Annotated in this window: 12 protein-coding genes and 1 pseudogene; 11 read left to right on the forward strand and 2 right to left on the reverse strand. The window is 72.0% G+C overall.

Going from position 1 to position 19,632, the window contains the following annotated elements:
* Positions 1–16: 16 nt before the first annotated feature.
* The 3 genes from NAG42_RS26515 (at position 17) to NAG42_RS26525 (ending at position 6,618) form a co-directional block, all read left to right on the forward strand.
* On the forward strand, positions 17–3,925 hold the full coding sequence (locus tag NAG42_RS26515; RefSeq protein ID WP_250034108.1) for a Pls/PosA family non-ribosomal peptide synthetase: 3,909 nt from the start codon (positions 17–19) through the stop codon (positions 3,923–3,925).
* Positions 3,922–5,241, forward strand: a complete 1,320-nt coding sequence (locus NAG42_RS26520) for a M1 family metallopeptidase (protein ID WP_250034541.1) — start codon at positions 3,922–3,924, stop codon at positions 5,239–5,241. Before NAG42_RS26515 ends, NAG42_RS26520 begins: the two co-directional genes overlap by 4 nt.
* Positions 5,242–5,451: 210 nt before the next feature.
* Positions 5,452–6,618, forward strand: a complete 1,167-nt coding sequence (locus NAG42_RS26525; RefSeq protein ID WP_250034111.1) for a PP2C family protein-serine/threonine phosphatase — start codon at positions 5,452–5,454, stop codon at positions 6,616–6,618.
* An 8-nt stretch (positions 6,619–6,626) separates the two neighbouring features.
* Here the strand turns inward: NAG42_RS26525 and NAG42_RS26530 are convergent, their stop codons facing one another.
* Positions 6,627–7,262, reverse strand: coding sequence for a response regulator transcription factor (locus tag NAG42_RS26530; protein ID WP_250034112.1), 636 nt, complete (start codon positions 7,260–7,262; stop codon positions 6,627–6,629).
* A complete protein-coding gene (locus NAG42_RS26535; protein WP_250034115.1) occupies positions 7,235–8,500 on the reverse strand; it encodes a sensor histidine kinase in 1,266 nt (421 codons plus the stop codon). Before NAG42_RS26535 ends, NAG42_RS26530 begins: the two co-directional genes overlap by 28 nt.
* Before the next feature lie 122 nt (positions 8,501–8,622).
* Between NAG42_RS26535 and NAG42_RS26540 the strand changes: the two genes are divergently transcribed.
* The 8 genes and pseudogenes from NAG42_RS26540 (at position 8,623) to NAG42_RS26570 (ending at position 19,581) form a co-directional block, all read left to right on the forward strand.
* Positions 8,623–9,669, forward strand: coding sequence for a fatty acid desaturase family protein (locus tag NAG42_RS26540; RefSeq protein ID WP_250034118.1), 1,047 nt, complete (start codon positions 8,623–8,625; stop codon positions 9,667–9,669).
* Between the two features lie 25 nt (positions 9,670–9,694).
* Positions 9,695–10,831, forward strand: a complete 1,137-nt coding sequence (locus NAG42_RS26545) for a glutamate--cysteine ligase (RefSeq protein ID WP_250034120.1) — start codon at positions 9,695–9,697, stop codon at positions 10,829–10,831.
* A 342-nt stretch (positions 10,832–11,173) separates the two neighbouring features.
* Positions 11,174–12,202 (forward strand): multicopper oxidase domain-containing protein, encoded by a 1,029-nt coding sequence (locus NAG42_RS26550; protein ID WP_250034122.1) that lies wholly within the window; start codon positions 11,174–11,176, stop codon positions 12,200–12,202.
* Positions 12,199–16,107, forward strand: coding sequence for a ThuA domain-containing protein (locus NAG42_RS26555; RefSeq protein WP_250034123.1), 3,909 nt, complete (start codon positions 12,199–12,201; stop codon positions 16,105–16,107). Before NAG42_RS26550 ends, NAG42_RS26555 begins: the two co-directional genes overlap by 4 nt.
* A 155-nt stretch (positions 16,108–16,262) precedes the next feature.
* Positions 16,263–17,132: pseudogene (locus NAG42_RS45540) on the forward strand (cupredoxin domain-containing protein); the annotation flags it as partial.
* 21 nt (positions 17,133–17,153) lie between these two features.
* Complete coding sequence (locus NAG42_RS45545; protein WP_438872453.1) at positions 17,154–17,591, forward strand: OmpL47-type beta-barrel domain-containing protein; 438 nt, start codon at positions 17,154–17,156, stop codon at positions 17,589–17,591.
* 11 nt (positions 17,592–17,602) lie between these two features.
* Entirely contained in the window at positions 17,603–18,574 is a 972-nt protein-coding gene (locus NAG42_RS26565; protein WP_250034136.1) for a hypothetical protein, read from the forward strand.
* An 89-nt stretch (positions 18,575–18,663) separates the two neighbouring features.
* Positions 18,664–19,581, forward strand: coding sequence for an SCO6745 family protein (locus tag NAG42_RS26570; protein WP_250034139.1), 918 nt, complete (start codon positions 18,664–18,666; stop codon positions 19,579–19,581).
* Positions 19,582–19,632 lie beyond the last annotated feature (51 nt).

Here is a 19,632-nt window from a genome sequence, read left to right on the forward strand (position 1 = left end):
AGATGGAGCACGCCCGGTGACCGCGACGACCGCTGACCTGCGACTGATCGGCCTGCCCGAGATCGACGCGGCGCCCGGGGCACCGGCCCTGTTCCGCTCCCACTCGGCCCCGCTGCGGCGCACGCTGGTCGACATCTTCGACGCGACGGTGCAGGCCCACCCGGGCGCCCCGGCGATCGACGCCGGCGGCACCGCCCTGACCTACCGTGAGGTGGCCGACGAGGTCGAGAGTCTGCGGGTCACGCTGCGCGGCCACGGGATCGGCCCCGGCGACCGGGTCGGCATCCGGGTCTCGTCCGGGTCGGCCGAGCTCTATCTGGCGATCCTCGGCGTGCTGGCCGCGGGCGCGGCCTACGTCCCGGTCGACGCGGACGACCCCGAGGAGCGGGCCGAGCTGGTCTTCGCCGAGGCGGGCGTCCGCGCGGTGCTCGGCGACGGGCTGAGCGTCTCCCCGCGCCGTGCGCCGGAAGACCGTACGCCGGAGGACCGTACGCCGGAGGACCGTACGCCGGAAGACCGTACGCCGGAAGACCGCGACGTCCGGCCGGGCCCGGCCGACGACGCCTGGATCATCTTCACCTCGGGGTCGACCGGCACCCCGAAGGGGGTCGCCGTCACGCACGGCGCCGCCGCCGCGTTCGTCGACGCCGAGGCGCAACTGTTCCTGGCCGACGACGACGCCGAGCCGATCGGCCCGCACGACCGCGTCCTGGCCGGGCTGTCGGTCGCCTTCGACGCGTCCTGCGAGGAGATGTGGCTCGCCTGGCGGCACGGTGCCTGCCTGGTGCCGGCCGCGCGCTCCCTGGTCCGCAGCGGTGTCGACCTCGGCCCGTGGCTGGCCGAGCAGCGCATCACCGTCGTCTCCACCGTGCCCACACTGGCCGCGCTGTGGCCGGTCGAGACGCTCGACGAGGTGCGGCTGCTGATCTTCGGTGGCGAGGCGTGCCCGCCCGAGCTGGCCGAGCGGCTGGCCGTCGAGGGGCGCGAGGTCTGGAACACGTACGGTCCGACCGAGGCCACCGTCGTCGCCTGCGCCGCCCGGCTGACCGGCGAGGGCCCGGTGCGCATCGGGCTGCCGCTGGCCGGCTGGGAGCTGGTCGTGGTCGACGCGGCCGGCCGGCCGGTGGCCATGGGCGAGACCGGCGAGCTGGTCATCGGCGGCGTCGGCCTGGCCCGCTATCTCGACGCGGCCAAGGACGCCGAGAAGTTCGCGGCGCTGCCTTCGCTCGGCTGGGAGCGGGCCTACCGCAGCGGTGACATCGTGCGCGCCGAGCCCGAGGGGCTGCTCTTCCTGGGCCGCGGCGACGAGCAGGTCAAGCTGGGCGGGCGCCGGATCGAGCTCGGCGAGGTCGACGCGGCCCTGCAGGCGCTGCCCGGTGTGGCCGGCGCGGCCGCCGCGGTCAAGCGCACCGCGGCCGGCAACCAGCTGCTCGTGGGTTACGTCGTGCCCCGCGAGGGCTTCGATGCCGCCGCCGCGGCGCTGCGCATCCGCGAGCAGCTGCCGGCCGCCCTCGTCCCGTTGCTGGCCGAGGTGGAAGCGCTCCCGACCCGGACCTCCGGCAAGGTCGATCGGGCCGCCCTGCCGTGGCCGTTGGCCAGTGCCCCGGCCCCGGGTGCGGCCGAGCTGACCGTGACCGAGGCCTGGCTGGCCGGTGGCTGGGAGGAGATCCTCGGCCTGCGCCCCGCGGCGCCGGACGCCGACTTCTTCAGCAGCGGGGGCAGCAGCCTCAACGCGGCGCAGCTGGTGGCCTGGATCCGCCGGGCCCACCCGCAGGTCGCGGTGGCCGACGTCTACCAGCATCCGCGGCTCTCGCAGATGGCGGCCGCGCTCGACGCGCTCGTCGTCACCGAGACGGTGCGCCGCGAGGTCCGGCCGACGCCGCGGCGGGCCGGGCTCGGGCAGGCCCTGCTGATCGCGCCGATGCTGGCGCTGGTCGGGCTGCGCTGGCTCACCGTGCTGGCCGCGCTGGCCAACCTGGTGTCCTGGGCCCCGCACGTCTCGTGGTGGTGGATCGCGGCCGGCTGGCTGGTGCTGTTCAGCCCGCCCGGGCGGATTGCCCTCGCGGCCGGCGGTGCCCGGCTGCTGCTGCGCGGTGTCGGCAAGGGCAACTATCCCCGCGGTGGCGGTGTGCACCTGCGGCTGTGGGCGGCCGAGCGGCTGGCCGAGCTGAGCGGGGCGACCGGCGTGACCGGCGCCAGCTGGATGATCACCTATGCCAAGGCGCTCGGCGCCCAGATCGGCCCGGACGTCGACCTGCACTCCGCCCCGCCGGTCACCGGCCTGCTCAAGCTGGGCCGCGGCGCGGCCATCGAGCCCGAGGTCGACCTGTCCGGCTACTGGGTCGACGGCGACGTCGTCCGGGTCGGCAAGGTCCGGGTCGGCGCCGGCGCCCGGGTCGGCTCGCGCAGCACCCTGATGCCGGGCGCCCGGGTCGGCAAGGGCGCGCACGTCAGCGCCGGCTCGACCGTGACCGGTGCGGTCGCGGCGGGCAAGCGGTGGCCCGGCAAGTCGGACGGGGTGGCCTGGCCCGCGCAGCGCCCGCCGCGCCGGTCGCGCCTCTGGGTGGTCGCCTACAGCCTGACCGCGCAGCTGATGGGCCTGCTGCCGGTGGTGGCCGTGCTGCCCGCCCTGGCCCTGCTCGGACTGGCCTTCTCCGGCGGCTTCGACCTCGGCGCCGCGCTCCTGGTGGCCCCGGCCGGGGCGGTCGCCTACTTCCTGACGTACGCGTTGCTCGTGCTCCTCGCCGTGCGGGTGCTCGGCCTCGGACTGCGAGCGGGCTACCACCCCGTCCGGGGCCGGGTGGCCTGGCAGGTCTGGGCCACCGAGCGGCTCATGGGCCTGGCCCGGATCGCCCTCTTCCCGATCTACGCCAGCCTGTTCACGCCGGTGTGGCTGCGCCTGCTCGGTGCCAAGATCGGCCGGAACGCCGAGCTGTCCACGGTCCTCGCGCTGCCCACGATGACCACGGTCGAGGACGGCGCGTTCCTGGCCGACGACACGATGGTGGCCACCTACGAGCTGAGTCACGGCTGGCTGCGGGTCGCCCCCGCCCGGATCGGCAAGCAGGCTTTCCTCGGCAACTCGGGGATGGCCGCACCGGGCCGGTCGGTCCCCAAGCGGGGCCTGGTCGGGGTGCTGTCGTCGGCGCCGCGCAAGGCCAAGAAGGGCTCGTCCTGGCTCGGCGCGCCGCCGATGCCGCTGCGCCGCACGGTCGAGACCGGCGACAGCGGACGCACCTACGACCCGCCGCTGCGCCTCAAGGTGGCCCGCGCGGCGATCGAGCTGTGCCGCATCGTCCCGGTGATGCTGGCCGGTGTCCTGGCCGTCCTGGTGCTGGCCGCGGTCGAAGGCATCTGGCAGGCGGCCGGGCTGGGGGCGGCCGCGCTGGCCGCCGGCCCGGTGCTGTTCGCCGCGGCGCTCGCCGGCGCGCTGCTCGCCACGGCCGCGAAGTGGCTGCTGGTCGGCCGGTTCCGGGTCACCGACCACGCGCTGTGGACGTCGTTCGTCTGGCGTAACGAGCTGGCCGACACGTTCGTCGAGGTGCTGGTCGCGCCGTGGCTGTTCCGCTTCGCGACCGGTACGCCGCTGCTGAGCATGTGGCTGCGGACGCTCGGTGCGAAGATCGGCCGGGGCGTCTGGCTGGAGACGTTCTGGCTGCCCGAGTACGACCTCGTGCGGCTCGGGCCGGGCGCCACCGTCAACCGGGGGTGCGTGGTGCAGACCCACCTGTTCCATGATCGGATCATGAGCATGGACGAGGTCACTCTGGGCGCGGGCGCCACGCTCGGCCCGCACGGGATCGTGCTGCCCGGCGCGAGCATCGGCGCCCGCACCACCATCGGCCCGGGCTCGCTGGTCACCCGGGGCGACGCCGTGCCCGAGGACAGCAGGTGGCTGGGCAACCCGATCGCGAACTGGGCATGACCCCAGCGGGCGCCGGCCACTCGCCCGACCCGTACCTCCCCGGGCACGGCAACGGCGGTTACCGGGTGCTCCACTACCACCTCGACCTCGACTACCGCGTGGTGTCCAACCGGCTGGCCGGGCGGGCGACGATCACGGCGCAGGCTGTGCAGTCGCTGTCCCGGTTCAGCCTCGACCTCGGCCAGTTCCGGGTGCAGGACGTGCGGGTCGACGGACGCCGGGCCAGCTGGACGCACCGGGCCGGCAAGCTCCGGGTCAAACCGGAGAAGGCGATCGACCACGGCACCACAGTCAAGATCGAGGTCCGGTACGCCGGGACGCCGGTGCCGATCTCGGGCCGGTGGGGCGACATCGGCTGGGACGAGCTGACCGACGGTGTGCTGGTGGCGAGCCAGCCCAACGGGGCACCGTCGTGGTTCCCGTGCAACGACCGCCCCGACGACAAGGCCACCTTCCTGGTGTCGATCACCGCCGCCTCGCCGTACACGGTGCTGGTCACCGGCGACCCGGTCTCCCGGCGTCGCGGGGCGGGCACCACCACCTGGGTCTACGAGCGGACCGAGCCCACCTCGCCCTATCTGATGAGCGTCCAGATCGGGCGGTACGAGATGGTCGAGCTGGCCACCGGCGGCGTGCCGCAGAAGGCGGCCATCCCGCCCCGGCTGCGCACGGTCTTCCGCCACGACTTCGGCCGGCACGGTGAGATCATGACGGCCCTGGAGCGCCTCTTCGGCCCGTACCCCTTCCGGGAGTACGTCGTGGTGGTGGCCGACGACGACCTGGACGACCCGGTCGAGGCCCAGGGCATGGCCGTCTTCGGCCGCAACCACCTCGACGGCCGGCGCACGCATGAGCGGCTGGTCGCGCATGAGCTGGCCCACCAGTGGTTCGGCAACAGCCTGACGGTCGCCGACTGGCAGCACATCTGGCTCAACGAGGGCTTCGCCACCTACGCCGAGTGGCTGTGGTCCGCCGTCTCGGGCGGCCCGTCAGCCGACATACACGCCACCCGCTGGCACATCTGGCTGCTCTCCCACCCCGCGACCGTCACCGTCGGCAACCCCGGCGTCGACCGCATGTTCGACCCCCTGGTCTACAAGCGCGGCGCCCTGACCCTGCACGCCCTGCGCACCACCATCGGCGACCCGGCGTTCTTCGCCCTGCTGCGCTCCTGGGTCGCCGAACACCAGCACCGCACCGTCACCACCGCCCAGTTCCGCACCCATGCCCAGCGCTTCTCCGCGGTGCCCCTGGACGACCTCTTCACCGCCTGGCTCGACCGCCCGGCCCTGCCCCCACTGCCGCGTTCGCTCTGACCATCGATCAGTCCGGGGGCCGCCGCCCCGGCTCGGTCATCAGAGGCTCTGCGGGATCTGGCCCAGCTGTCACCTGATGCCCATGCGGAGGGTTGCGCGTGAGCCGTTCGGCCGACTTGGTCGCGGTAGCGGCTGAAAAGCACCCGTCTGGCGGGCCCCTTGCTGCGGACCCGGCCGGTGGCATGGAAGATGGTTCTGATGCTCGCGTCGATGGAAGCCGTTCGCCGGCTCATGGATCTCAGGCACCGCGGGCGGGCTGAGGACCTGCCGGCGGTGCTGGCGGCGGCTGCGCCCCTGCTCGACGCGGAGACGGCCACCGTTCTGCTGGTCGACTACGCGCAGGAGGCGCTGCACCCGCTGCGCGGGACGGTCCCCGACATGACGACCGGCTTCACCGTGGACGGCACGCCCGCGGGCCTGGCGTTCACCACCGCCCGCCAGCAGTGGGACGGCGAGAGCCTGCTCTGGTTGCCGCTGCTGCACGGTGCCGAGCGGCTCGGCGTCCTCGAGTTCCGGGTCAAGGCCTATCCGTCCGACTCGGACCGGCACGACCTCGAGGTGATCGCCGCCCTGGTCGCGGAGTTGATCGCCAGCCGCCGGTTCTACGGCGACGCGGTCGAGCACACCCGGCGCCGGCTGCCCATGCAGCTGGCCGCCGAGATCATCTGGAACCAGCTGCCCCCGCTGACCTTCGCGGTCGACGGCACGATGGTCACCGCCGTCCTGGAGCCCTGTTACGACGTCGGTGGCGACGCCTTCGACTACGCGGCCAACGGCGACGTCCTGCACGTCGCGCTCTTCGACACCGTCGGGCACGGGATCAGCGCCAGCGCCCTGACCACGCTGACGTTGAACACGTACCGTAACGCCCGCCGGTCCGGGCTCTCGCTGCCCGACACCTATCGGTCCATCGACAAGTGGATCCGGGCGCAATATCCGGGGGCCTTCGTCACCGCGCTGCTGGCCGAGCTCGACATGGCGACCGGCACCTACCGGCGGATCAGCGCCGGCCACCCCGCCGAGCTCTTCCTGCGCGGTGACGGGGCGCTGCCGTCGCTGCCCACCCCCAACGCGCTGCCGCTCGGTCTCGGTCACATGGTCGCCCGGCGGCCGGGGGTCGTCGAGCAGCAGTTGGAGCCGGGCGACACCCTGGTGCTCTACACCGACGGCATCACCGAGGCCCGGGACGCGTCGGGGGCGTTGTTCGGCCCCGAGCGGCTCAGTGAGTTCCTGGTGGATGCGCTGCGGGACGGTGCCTCGGGTCCGGAGACGATGCGCCGCCTGATTCAGACGATCATCTCGTACGAGGCGGGCGAGCTCCGCGACGACGCCACCGCCGCGATGCTCCAGTGGCGGCGGCACACCACGACCTCCTGAGACCGGCGTCAGGCGTCGAGGAACATCAGGACGGCCAGGACCCGGCGGTTGTCGTCGTCGGACGGCGGCATCCCGAGCTTGGCGAAGATGTTGTTGATGTGCTTGCTGACCACCTTCTCGGTGATGAACAGCCGGGCCGCGATGGCGGCGTTGGAGCGGCCCTCGGCGATGTGCCGCAGCACCTCGTGCTCGCGGGCGGTCAGCCCGGCCAGCGGCTTACGGCGGGCCATCATCTGGGCGACCACCTCGGGGTCGAACGCGGTGCCGCCCGAGGCCACCTGATGCACCGTGGCGACGAACTGCTCGACGTCGGCCACGCGCTCCTTGAGCAGGTAACCGACGCCACCGGCGTGGTCGGTGAGCAGCTCCCGGGCATAGAGCGGCTCGACGTGCTGGGACAGCACCAGCACCGGCAGCCCGGGGATCTCGGCGCGGGCGGCGATGGCCGCCTTCAGGCCCTCGTCGGTCTGGGTGGGCGGCAGCCGGACGTCGACGATGGCCACGTCCGGCCGGTGCCGCAGCAGGGCGGGCAGCAGGTCCGGACCGTTGTCGACCGCCTCGACCACGTCGAAGTCGAACGCCTGGAGCAAGCGGGTCAGACCGTCCCGCAGCAGCATCAGGTCTTCGGCGAGGACAACGCGCACGGCAGCTCCAGGGTCACGACGGTGGGTCCGCCGGGCGGGGACGAGACGGCCATCGTCCCATCGAAGGCGTTGAGCCGGCGCTCGATGCCCAGCAGGCCGGTGCCGCGCCCGGGGTCGGCGCCACCGTCGCCGTCGTCCCCGATCTCGACGAACAGCACGCCCTCGGTGTGCCGCAGGCCCACCCAGGCCTTCCGGGCATTGCTGTGCCGGGTCATGTTGGTCAGCGCCTCGGCCACGGCGAAATAGACCGCCGACTCGACCGGTGTGTCGAGGCGCCCGGGCAGATGCGACCTGACGTCGGTGGGCACCGGGAGCATCATGGCCAGCGCCTGGACGGCCCCCTCCAGGCCGCGCTCGGCCAGGACCGGGGGATGGATGCCGCGGACCAGATGGCGCAGCTCGACCAGCGCGGTGGTGCTGGCCGCGCGGGCCTCGGCGAGCAGCTTGAGCGCGGCGGTGGGGTCGCGGCGGACGAGTCGCTCGGCGAGCCCGATCGTCATCCCGACCGACACCATCCAGGCCTGGGCCCCGTCGTGCAGGTCGCGCTCGATGCGGCGCAGCTCGGCGGCCTGCGCGTCGATCGCGTCGGCCCTGGTCAGGGTCAGGCGGGCGACCCGCAGACGGAGCTCGGCGGAGCGGGTCGGCGCGAGGAACAGCCGGCTGAAGCGCAGGTGGGTCGCCCGGGTCAGCGGGGTCACCGTGAGCCCGACGGCCAGGATCGCCAGGCCCTGGGGGAGGGCCAGCATCCCCTCGACGTCGTTGGCGGTCGGCCAGAACAAGCCGTACCCGACGTGCACCCCGCCCAGGACCAGCCACAGCGGCACGAGCAGGGCACCGGTCAAGCCGTAGACGGTGATGGCCAGGGCGATCAGGCTGAGCACCATCGCGATCAGAGCGCCCGGCAGCAGCCAGGCCGCGTCGCGCCAGGTGGCCGGGTCGGTGATGATCCAGCGCAGCCAGCGCCGGCTGCCCACCTCGGCCCCGGCCGGCGCGGGCAGATAGGGGCGGCGGATCGGCACCCCGGCCCGGGTGCTCAGGCGCCGCTCGAGGTCGGCCCGCCACCGCACCACCCTGGTGGTCACCCCGAGCAGCTCGGGACCGAGCGCCGGGACCGGGCTGAGCACCAGGCCGGCCAGCCAGAACGCGAGCATGGCCGGGTTGAGCAGCCCGAGACCGATGGCGAACAGAGCGTCCGGGGTGGCGCTCAGGCTCGCGGCCAACCGGCCTCGGAGTGTCATGACACCATTCTCGCTCGGCGGCCCGGCACGGCGGACGAGCCCCCGCAAGGGGTGCTGGCACCCCCAGGCCGGTGGGGTCCCGCACTCCTGATCTCGGGGCCCGCGGCGCCGACAATCAATGCATGACGGCAACCACAGTGCGACCACGAGCGGCCGCCGGAAGTGACTTCGCGGCCTTGAACCGGCAGGTGAGCGGGGCCGGCCTGCTGGAGCGGCAACCGCGCTACTACGCCCTGCGGATGACCGTCGTGGGCCTGATGGTGGCCGGCGGCTGGGCCGCCTTCTTCCTGGTCGGGTCGTCCTGGTGGACGCTGCTGGTGGCGGTCTTCCTCGCCGTCACCTTCGCTCAGCTCGGCCTGGTCGCGCACGACATCGCCCACCGGCAGGTCTTCCGCACCAAGCGCCCCAGCGAGATCTTCGGCCGGATCGCCGCCAACCTCGGCGTGGGCATGAGTTACGGCTGGTGGATGGACAAGCACACCCGCCACCACAACAACCCGAATCACGACGACCTCGACCCCGACGTGCAGCCGGAGGTGCTCATCTGGGCCACCAAGTCGGCCCTCGGACGCCGTGGTCTGGCCGCCTTCGTGACCCGCCACCAGGCCGGGCTCTTCTTCCCGCTGCTGACCCTGCTCAGCACCGACCTGAAGGTGTCCAGCATCAAGGCGTTGCGGGCCGGCGTGGTCAAGCGGCCCGTCCTCGAGGCCGGACTGCTGGTGGTGCACGCGGTGGCGTACCTGTCGGCTGTTTTCCTCGTGCTCTCGCCGCTGCAGGCGGTCGCCTTCCTCGTCGTTCACCAGGGCTTGTTCGGTCTCTACCTCGGCATGACGTTCGCGCCGAACCACAAGGGCATGCCGCACCCCGACGGCACCGAGGACTATCTGCGCAAGCAGGTGCTGACCTCGCGCAACGTCCGCGGCGGGTGGTTCACCGACCTCGCCCTGGGCGGCCTCAACTACCAGATCGAGCACCACCTCTTCCCGGGCATGCCGACCCCCAACCTGCGGACCGCGCAGAAGATCGTGCGGGAGTACTGCGCCGAGATCGGTGTGGCCTACGAGGAGACGAGCCTGGTCGAGTCGTACCGGCAGGCGTTGCGGCATCTGCACGAGGTCGGCGCCCCGTTGCGGGTGGCCCACCGCGGCCGGGCAGCGGCGCGCCCCTGAGTGCCCCGGTCCGTAGAGTTGGCCCATGGCAATCGAATTCGCCCCATCGGAGAGATCGCGCCTAGGGGTCGAGTGGGAGATCGCCTGTGTCGACCGGCGCAGCGGTGAGCTGTCGCCCGCGGCGCCCGAGCTGCTGTCCCGGCTCGGCGCCGCGTCGACGTTCCCCCACGTGACGAACGAGTTGCTGACCAACACGATCGAGATCGTCAGCGCGCCGCACCATCGGGTGCGGGACGCGGTCGCGGATCTCACCCGGCTCGTCGAGCGGGTCCAGCGATTCGCCGAGCCGATGGGCGTCGACCTCATCTCGTCGGGGACGCACCCGTTCAGTCAGTGGTTCCAGCAGCAGGTGACGCCGGGCAAGCCTCGATACGACACCCTGATCGACCGCACCCGGTGGTGGGGCCGGCAGATGATGATCTGGGGCGTCCACGTGCACGTCGCGGTGGAGGACCGCCGCAAGGTGCTGCCGATCATCGACGGGCTGCTTACCTATCTGCCGCACTTCCAGGCGCTCAGCGCGTCCAGCCCGTTCTGGAGCGGGGAGAACACCGGATACGCCTCCAACCGGGCGCTGATGTTCCAGCAGCTGCCCACGGCCGGGTTGCCGCCCCAGTTCACCGAGTGGGCCGAGTACGAGCGACTGGTGGCCGATCTGCTGCACATCGGCGTGATCGAGGAACTCAACGAGCTGCGCTGGGACATCCGGCCCTCGCCGAAGTGGGGCACGATCGAGGTGCGCACGTTCGACGGCATCCCCACCGCGGGCGAGATCGCGGCGGTCGCGGCGCTGACCCAGTGCCTGGTCGAGCACTTCTCCCGGGAGCTGGACGCGGGCCGCGCCGTGCCGACGATGCAGCCCTGGTTCGTCCGCGAGAACAAGTGGCGGTCGGCCCGCTACGGCATGGAAGCGATCATCATCCGGAACGCCGACGGCGACGAACGGCTGGTGACCAAGGACCTCGAGGAGTTGCTGCCGTTCCTGGCGCCGATCGCGGAGTCGCTGGGCTGCGGGGCCGAGCTCGCGCGGGTCCAGGACATCGTCGACCGGGGCGCGAGTTACCAGCGCCAGCTCCGCGTGGCCGCGGCCAGCGACGGCAGCCTCAAGGCCGTCGTGTCGTCCCTGGTCCGCGAACTGCGCGACGGCCAACCGCTGTACTGAACTCGGTGGACAACGCCTGCTTCATCGACCAGGGTCGTTGAATCAGCGCAGCGATGCATCGGCGTACGACGATGCCGAACGCGCGGAAATGGGCGCGCTCCCACGGCGGACTTTCCTTTGGAATGCCTTTACTTCCATTGATGAGCGTCATAAGTTGCTCACATCAGACCGAAGTTTTGATTTCTCTGAGAAAAGTCCGTAACACGTGCCCGGCGGCCATGGCGGCGACCGGCCGGCACGTGGGCGGAGCCGTGCCGGGAGCCCGGTCTCCGCGGGACACCCGCCCGCCCACCTCACGACAGCATGGCGTACCGGCTCGGCCGGCGGCGCCGGAGGACGCGCATGGACGACAACGTTGTCAATCCGGACGGTGAGCAGCATCTCCGCCGCCGGTCACTGCTCGCCGCGGCCGGGGTCCTCGGACTGACCGGCGGAGCGGTCGCGGTGACCCGGGGCGCTCCGGCCGAGGCCGCCGCGGGCGTGACCAAGAAGGTCACCATCTATGCCGAGGCGCTGCCGGGGGGCCAGTTCGGCTACGGGCTGACCCGGGGCGGGGCCACCATCCCCGGTCCCGTCCTGGAGATGTACGAGGGCGACACGCTCGAGATCACCCTGGTCAACACGACCACTCAGCGGCTCTCGATCCACCCGCACGGCGTCGACTACAGCACCGAGTCGGACGGCGCGCCGTTCAACAACTCATTCAACGCGCCGGGCGAGACCCGTACGTATGTCTGGCGCTCGCACGAGATGACCGCGGCCGCCGGTCGCCGGTTCATGCCCGGCAGCGCCGGCTACTGGCACTACCACGACCACGCGATGGGCACCGACCACGGCACCGCCGGGCTCATCAAGGGTCTCTACGGCGCCCTGATCGTGCGGCGGCGCGGCGACATCCTGCCCGACAAGCAGGTCACCGTCGTCTTCAACGATCTGCTGATCAACAACAAGGCCGCGCCGGACACCCCGATGTTCGAGGCCAGTCTGGGCCAGCGGGTCGAGTGGATCGCGATCGGGCACGGCAACTTCTTCCACACCTTCCACCTGCACGCGCACCGCTGGGCCGACAACCGGACCGGGATGCTCGAAGGCCCGTCCGATCCCAGCCAGGTGATCGACAACAAGGACCTCAACCCGGGCAGCTCGTTCGGGTTCCAGGTGCTGGCCGGCGAGGCCGTCGGGCCCGGCGCGTGGATGTACCACTGCCACGTCCAGTCGCACTCGGACACCGGCATGGCCGGGATCTTCCTCGTCCGCAACGCCGACGGCACCATGCCGCCGGGCGCGCAGGAAGCGATCGACCGGTTCCAGGGCCACCAGCACACCGCGGCGGCCGCGAAGACCCACCAACACGGAGGGACTGGCTCATGAGGCTGAGACAAGCCGTGGCCACCGCCATGGCCGCTCTACTCACCATCGGCGCGGCACCGCCCCGGGAGGCCACAGCGGCGCAGGCGGCCGCGGCGGCACCGGCGAAGCCGGGCATCCTCGTCTTCTCGGGCGCGGCGGCCGGGCAGCAGGATCCGGTGACCCGGGCGACCCAGACCATCAAGGAACTCGGCACGGCGCAGGGCCTCGACGTCACGGCGAGCACCGACGCCTCGGTGTTCAGCGCGAGCGGCCTCGCTGCCTACCGGGCGGTGGTCTTCCTCTCGGCCGACGGTGTGGCCCTGAACGCCGTACAGGAAGCGGCTTTGAAGGGTTTCGTCAACGCCGGCGGCGGTTTCCTCGGCATCGGCGACGCGGCCCGGGCCCAGCTCGACTCGACCTGGTTCACCGGCCTGATCGGCACCCGCCCGGCCGGGGCGATCCCGGTCGCCCACCCGGTCTCGGCCGTGACGGCGAGCGGCGAGAACCCGCCGAACGAGACCGCGGCCAAGCTCAACGACGGTGACGCCAACACCAAGTGGCTGGTGCGCACCCCGGCCGCGTGGGTCCGATACGAGCTGGCGGCGCCGGCCCGGATCACCGGGTACGCGCTCACGTCGGCCAACGACTCGTCGGGCCGTGACCCCCGGGACTGGACGCTGCAGGGCTCGGCCGACGGCCAGACCTGGTCCGACGTGGACCAGCGCGCCAACCAGACCTTCCCGGACCGCTACCAGATCCGGCGGTTCGACGTGACAACGCCCGCCGACCACAAGTTCTATCGGCTGAACATCACCGCCAACAGCGGCGAGCCGCTGACCCAGCTGGCCGATCTGCGCCTGTTCACCGGCACCACCGAGACGCCGGCACCGCCCGCGGTGAACCGGGCCGTGGTCGACATCCTCGACCGGCAGCACCCGGCGACCAAGGACCTCGCGCTGACCGTGACCCGCGAGGACCGTTGGTACAACTGGGATCCGAACCCGGTCGGCGCCGTGCACACCCTGGCCCAGGTCGAGGAGCGCCACTACAACGCCGGTCTGGGCGCGAACGGGCCGTTCCACCCGGTCTCGTGGTGCCGTGACTACGACGGTGGCCGCTCCTTCTACACCGGCATGGGGCACACCGAGGGCTCGTACGGCGAAGAGGCCTTCCGCAAGCACCTGACCGGCGCGCTCGGCTGGACCAGCGGCATCGTCCGCGGCGACTGCCAGGCCACGATCGCGAGCAACTACAAGGTCGAGCGCCTCACCGCGGCCAACAAGACCGGGGAGCTCGACCAGATCGGCGAGCCGCACGGGCTGACCATCACGCCCGACGGCACGGTCTTCTACGTCGGCAAGGCGGCCTGCCCGAGCGGCCCGGTGGTCAGCTGGGACAACCCGAACGTGGGCCTCGGCTGCGGCACCATCCACTCGTGGAGCCCGACCACCAAACAGGTCAAGCTGCTGACCACCCTGCCGGTGATGGGCAACCGCGGCAGCGGCGACGAGCTCGTCAAGAACGAGGAGGGTCTGCTGGGCATCGTTCCCGACCCGAAGTTCGCCGAGAACGGCTGGCTCTACGTCTACTGGATGCCGCACGCCTCGATCGACCGCCAGAAGCGGGTCGGGCAGCGGACGGTCTCGCGCTTCACGTACGACAAGGCGGCCCAGACCATCGACCAGGGCACCCGCAAGGACCTGCTGAACTGGCCGGTGCAGATCCACAGCTGCTGCCACGCGGGCGGGGGCATGGCCTTCGACAACAAGGGCAACCTGTACGTCGGATCGGGTGACAGCAACTCGTCGGGCGGTTCGGACGGCTACTCCGGCAACAACTGGACCCAGGCCTACGAGGGTCTGTCGTTCCAGGACGCCCGGCGCACGGCCGGCAACACCAACGACCTCAACGGAAAAATCATCCGGATCCACCCGGAGGACGACGGCACCTACACGATCCCGTCGGGCAACCTGTTCGCCCCGGGCACCGAGAAGACCCGCCCGGAGATCTACGTGATGGGCGTCCGCAACATCGCCCGGCTCCAGATCGACCCCAAGAAGCAGTGGCTGACCGCGGGCTGGGTCGGCCCGGACGCCTCGGCCCCGAGCCCGGAGCTGGGCCCGGCCAAGTACGAGACCGCCACGATCATCACCGAGGCGGGCAACCACGGCTGGCCCTACTGCATGGGCAACCGGCAGCCCTACCGCGATCGCAGCACCACCGACGCCAAGGTGCTGACCGGCTGGTACGACTGCGACCACCCCAAGAACGAGTCACCCCGCAACACCGGCCTGACCGACCTGCCGCCGATCAAGGACAACATGATCTGGTACTCGCCGGACGGCGGCGGCCCGGTCTTCCCGAAGCGCGAGGGCAGTGACATCCCGACCTACCGGGCCGCGGATGCCACGTACACCCAGCCCTACCTCCGCGGCGGCGGCCAGGCCATCATGTCGGGCCCGACCTACCACCGCGACCTGGCCGACACCGCGAGCGGCGTGGCCTGGCCGTCGTACTGGAACGACAAGTGGTTCCTGGGCGACCAGTCGAACGCGGCCAACCGGGTCGCCGTCACGGTCGACCAGCCGGGTAAGCCGCCCGCCTTCGGCGAGTCGTTGCGGGCCATCATCCCGGCCGGTGGCGGGGCGACCCAGCTGCAGTCCTGGATGGACGCCAAGTTCGGCCCGGACGGCGCGCTCTACCTGCTCGACTACGCCGGCGGATTCTTCTCCCTGCACCCCAACCAGAAGCTGATCCGGGTGACGTACCAGGGCGGGGCGCCCACCCCGGCTCCGGCCGCGACGTCGGTGGCGGTGCAGAACAAGCCGTTGACGGTGGCGTTCAACGGATCCCGCTCGGGCGGGCTGTCCTACCAGTGGACGTTCGGCGACGGTGGCACCTCGACCGAGGCCAACCCCACCCACACGTACGCCAAGGTCGGCTCCTACACAGCCACGCTCACCGTCACCTATGCCGGCGGGGAGAAAGCGACCGTGCGCACCACCGTCACGGCCGGTTGCACGGTGGCTGATCCGGCCACGACCGTACGGCTGGACGGGACCGACACCGGGGTGCCCAACCGGGTCGTGGGCCAGGGCTGCACGATCGACGACCTCATCGACGACGAGAGCACGTGGGCGACCCACGACGCGTTCGTCCGCCACGTGACCGCCGTGGCCACGTCGCTGACCGGCGACAAGGTGATCAATGCTCGCGAGGCGGGCGCCCTGACCCGGGCCGCGGCCGCCTCGCCGATCGGCAAGGAAGGCCACACCGGCTACGTGTCTCTCTACAACGGCACGCCGGAGTCGCTGCGGGACTGGGCCCAGGCGCCGACCGGGCAGTTCACGATCCAGCCGGACGGGTCACTGCGGCCCAGCGGCGGGCTCGGAATGCTGTATTACACCAAGCCGTTCAAGGATTTCTCGCTGACCCTGCAGTTCCGTGATGTCGCCCCCGGTGACGCCCGCGGCAACAGCGGAGTCTTCACCCGGTTCCCCGACCCGCGGATCCCGCTTGACCAAAGACCGGCCGGCAGCTGCGGCACGGTCGGCTCGGCGCGCACCTCACAGGCCTGGGTGGCCATCTATTGCGGGCACGAGGTGCAGATCTACGACGGGGAGACCGGTGAGACGCAGAAGACCGGGTCGATCTACAACTTCGATCCCAACCCGATGAGCGCGGCCGGGGCCACGGCCAAGAACGTGTGGAACCGCTACGAGATCCGGGTGACCGGCCAGCACTACACGATCATCCGCAACGGCACGGTCATCAACGAGTTCGACAACACGCCGGGCAAGCAGTCCTCCCGGGCCGGTGACCCGCCGACCGACCTACGACAGTTCGCCGAGGGGCTGATCGGTCTGCAGAACCACAGCGACACCGACCTGGTCGACTTCCGGGACATCCGGGTGCGTGCGCTGTGAAGCGGCTCGTAGCGCTCGTTTGCGCCGCCCTTCTCGTACTGGTCGCCGCGCCCGCACCGGCGGTCGCCGCCCAGACCCTCACCTGGACGGCCGACAACAGTGTGACCGCGTACAGGTCGGTGCCGACCCAAGCCGTCGCCGGTCAGACCACCGTCGTGTTCGAGAACAGCGAGGCCACCGGCAACACGACCGGCATGCCGCACACGCTGACCTTCGACACGTCGACCGAGGGCTACAACCACGACGTCAACCTCAACATCCTGGCCAACCCCTTCGACGCGAACAACGGCCGGCACGAGGCCACCATCACCCTCACGCCGGGCCGCTACCGCTACTTCTGCTCGATCCCCGGGCACCTCACGATGGTCGGGGAGCTGGTGGTGACCGACGGCGGCACCACTCCCGACACGACCCCGCCGACGGTGGCGGCCCAGGCGGCCGGGACCCGGGACGGTGACGGCAACTACGTGGGCTCGGCGAGCGTCACGGTCACCGCCGCCGACACCGGTTCGGGCGTCGACACCATCGAGTACGCGCTGGACGGCGCCGCCTTCCAGCCGTACACCGCGCCGGTCACCGTGACGGCGGTGGGCGAGCACGCCGTGCGATACCGGGCCACCGACAAGGAGGGCAACGCGTCCGCCGAAGGGTCGCTGGCCTTCCGGGTGGTCGAGCCGGCTCCCGACGAGGACACCACACCGCCGACGGTCACCGCGCAGCTCGCCGGGGACCGGGACGGGGACGGCAACTACCTCGGAACGGCCACGGCCACCCTGACGGCGGCGGACGACGACTCCGGCGTGGCCCGGATCGAGTACTCCTTGGACGGGGGAGCCTTTACGGCGTACGGGAATCCGGTCGTCGTCAGCACGGCCGGGATGCACATGCTGCACTACCGGGCGACCGACAACGCCGGGAACACCTCGGCCGAGCAGATGTCGCACTTCACCGTGGTGGCCCGGGACACCACCGCCCCCACGGTCTCGCTGTCGGTCGCCGGAACCCAGAACGGCGACGGCGCCTACCTCGGACTGGCCACGGTGACCGTGACGTCGTCCGAGGCGGGCCGGATCGAGTACGCGCTCGACTCCGGCGCCTGGACGACCTACAACGCGCCGGTCGAGATCCGCGGACTCGGCGCCCACACCGTGCGGGCCCGGGCCACGGACGCCGCCGGCAACACCTCGGCCGAGAAGACCGCGACGTTCACCGTGACCGGCTCGGGTACGGGCGCCTGCCCGGTCCCCGACACCCGGGCCACGGTGGTCATCGACGGATTCGACACCACCGTGCGCAACTACGCACTCAGCGACGGCTGCACCGTCAACGACCGGATCGCCGAGTACGACGACTACGCCGATCACGCGGCGTTCGTCCGGCACGTCGAGACGGTCACCGCCGCGCTGGTCACCGGCGGCACGCTCACCAAACGGCAGCAGGGCACGATCGTCCGCGCCGCCGCCCGTTCGGACATCGGATCATGAGAGGCCTCCCCATGCACAAGCGTGTCCCGTTCTTCGTCGCCGCCGGTGTCCTGGCCGGTGTGTTCTCCGCCGTCCCGGCCAGCGCGGCGCTGGTCACCCACTGCATCGGCACCGGCGGCGCGGTGACCGTGCCCAACGACCTCTACGTCCCGGCCGGCGAGTCGTGCGCACTGACCGGCACGATCGTCACCGGCAACGTCAGCGTGGCCGCGGGCGGCAACCTGGTCGTCACCGGCGGCCGGCTGGCCGGCGACGTCCGGATCGCCGGCAACGGCTACTTCGACGCCTCGGACACCGAGGTCTCGGGCCCGGTCGTGCTGGCCGCCGGCGGGTACGGGGTCTATCTGAGGGAGGCGACGAGCGGCGCGGTGACCGTACGCGCGAAGGGCGCCACCACCGTCGACAGCTTCCTGTACGCCGAGGGCAGCACAGTCACCGGCAGCGTGAACGTGCAGGCGGGCGAGGTCCGCCTGGACGGCAACACGTCGGTCACCGGCAACGTCAGCAGCACCGGCACGTATTACACCGACGTCCACGACTCGTTCGTCGACGGCACGCTCTCGGTGCTCAACAGCGCCACCGGCAGCGTGGTCTGCGGCAGCTCGATCCGCGGCAAGGCCACGTTCGCCGGCAACCTGGGCGGCGTCCAGCTCGGCCCGAACGGCCCGCTCGACTCCTGCGCGTCGGGCGGCTTCTGGGGCAAGGACGTCAGCGTCACCAGCACCACCGGCGGCGTGACGGTCGACGACAACATCATCGACGGCACCCTGACCGCGACCGGCAACACCCCGGCCGCCCAGATCGCGGCCAACAACCGCATCCGCCGTGGCGTCGTCACCGACCCGCCCGCAGCCGCAGCCGCAGCCGCAGCTCGGTCGGCCGCCCGGTCGGCGGCTCCGCGGACCGATGACACCGGCAAGGCCGACGCCCGCCGGGCCGACGCCGTCCGGGAGGCCGTGGTCGCCGGTCCGGCCGACCTCTGACCGGTGGCGGTGGCCCCGGGCTCCGGCTCGGGGCCACCGGATGCCGTGCGGCTCTTGCCCCGCGGTGGCGGGGGCTCTGAGATGGGACCATGACTGAGCCGTCCGCCGAGCGCCGGATGTGGGCGCTGTTCGAGCCTTTGCACGCGGTCACCTACTTCGCGCCACAATGCGGGCCGGCCTTCGAGGAGGCCGGGCTGACCGGCTTCTGGCGGCGCTACTTCGCCGGGCGGGCCGCCGCCCTCGGGCCGATCGGGCCCGAGCCGGTGACGGCGGCGTTCTTCGGGTTCGCGCCGGCCATGGTCGCGCGCGCCCTGCCCGGCGTCTGGTCACGGATCACCCCGTCCGCCGCCGTCGCCGCCCGCACCGCCGGGGCCACCGCCGCGCTGACCGAACTCTTCGCCGGCCCGCCGCCCGCAAAAGCCGGTCCGCCGCTCGGGGAAGCCGGCATGTCGCCTGATCGAGCTGGCTTGTCTTCCGTTCAGATCGCGGAGGCGGCCGATCTGCTCGGTGAGGCGGCGCGGGCGGTCGATCTGCCCGGGCGGGTGCTGGCCGCCGCCCACGCCGGTCTGCCGTGGCCGGCCGATCCGGTGGCCCGCCTGTGGCACGCCGCCACCATCCTGCGCGAGCACCGCGGCGACGGCCATGTCGCCGCCCTGCTCACCACGGGCGTCGACGGCGCCGAGTCCCTCGCGTGGCGGGCTTCGCTGGAGGGCGGCCGCCTGCGCGAGGTGACCCAGCCGGCCCGGGGCTGGACCGACGAGGAGTGGGAAGCCGCCGCCGCACGACTTTGCGACCGTGGCTGGGTTGCCGCCGACGGGTCGGCCACGGCGGCCGGGCGGGAAGCGTACGCCCGGGTCGAGACCCTGACCGACCAGCTGGCGGCGGGGCCGTGGGCCCGGCTGGGAGCGGCCGCGACACAACGGTGCGCGGAACTGCTGGCCCCGCTGGCCGACCGCGCCCGGCAGGTGATCCCGGACGACAACCCGATTCCGCTGAGGCGCCACTGATTCCTGGGCGCCGTTGAGGGGCCGCCACAGCGAACCGGGACGGTGGCCGGT

The organism is Paractinoplanes maris (assembly GCF_023544465.1).
Lineage (GTDB): Bacteria > Actinomycetota > Actinomycetes > Mycobacteriales > Micromonosporaceae > Actinoplanes > Actinoplanes maris.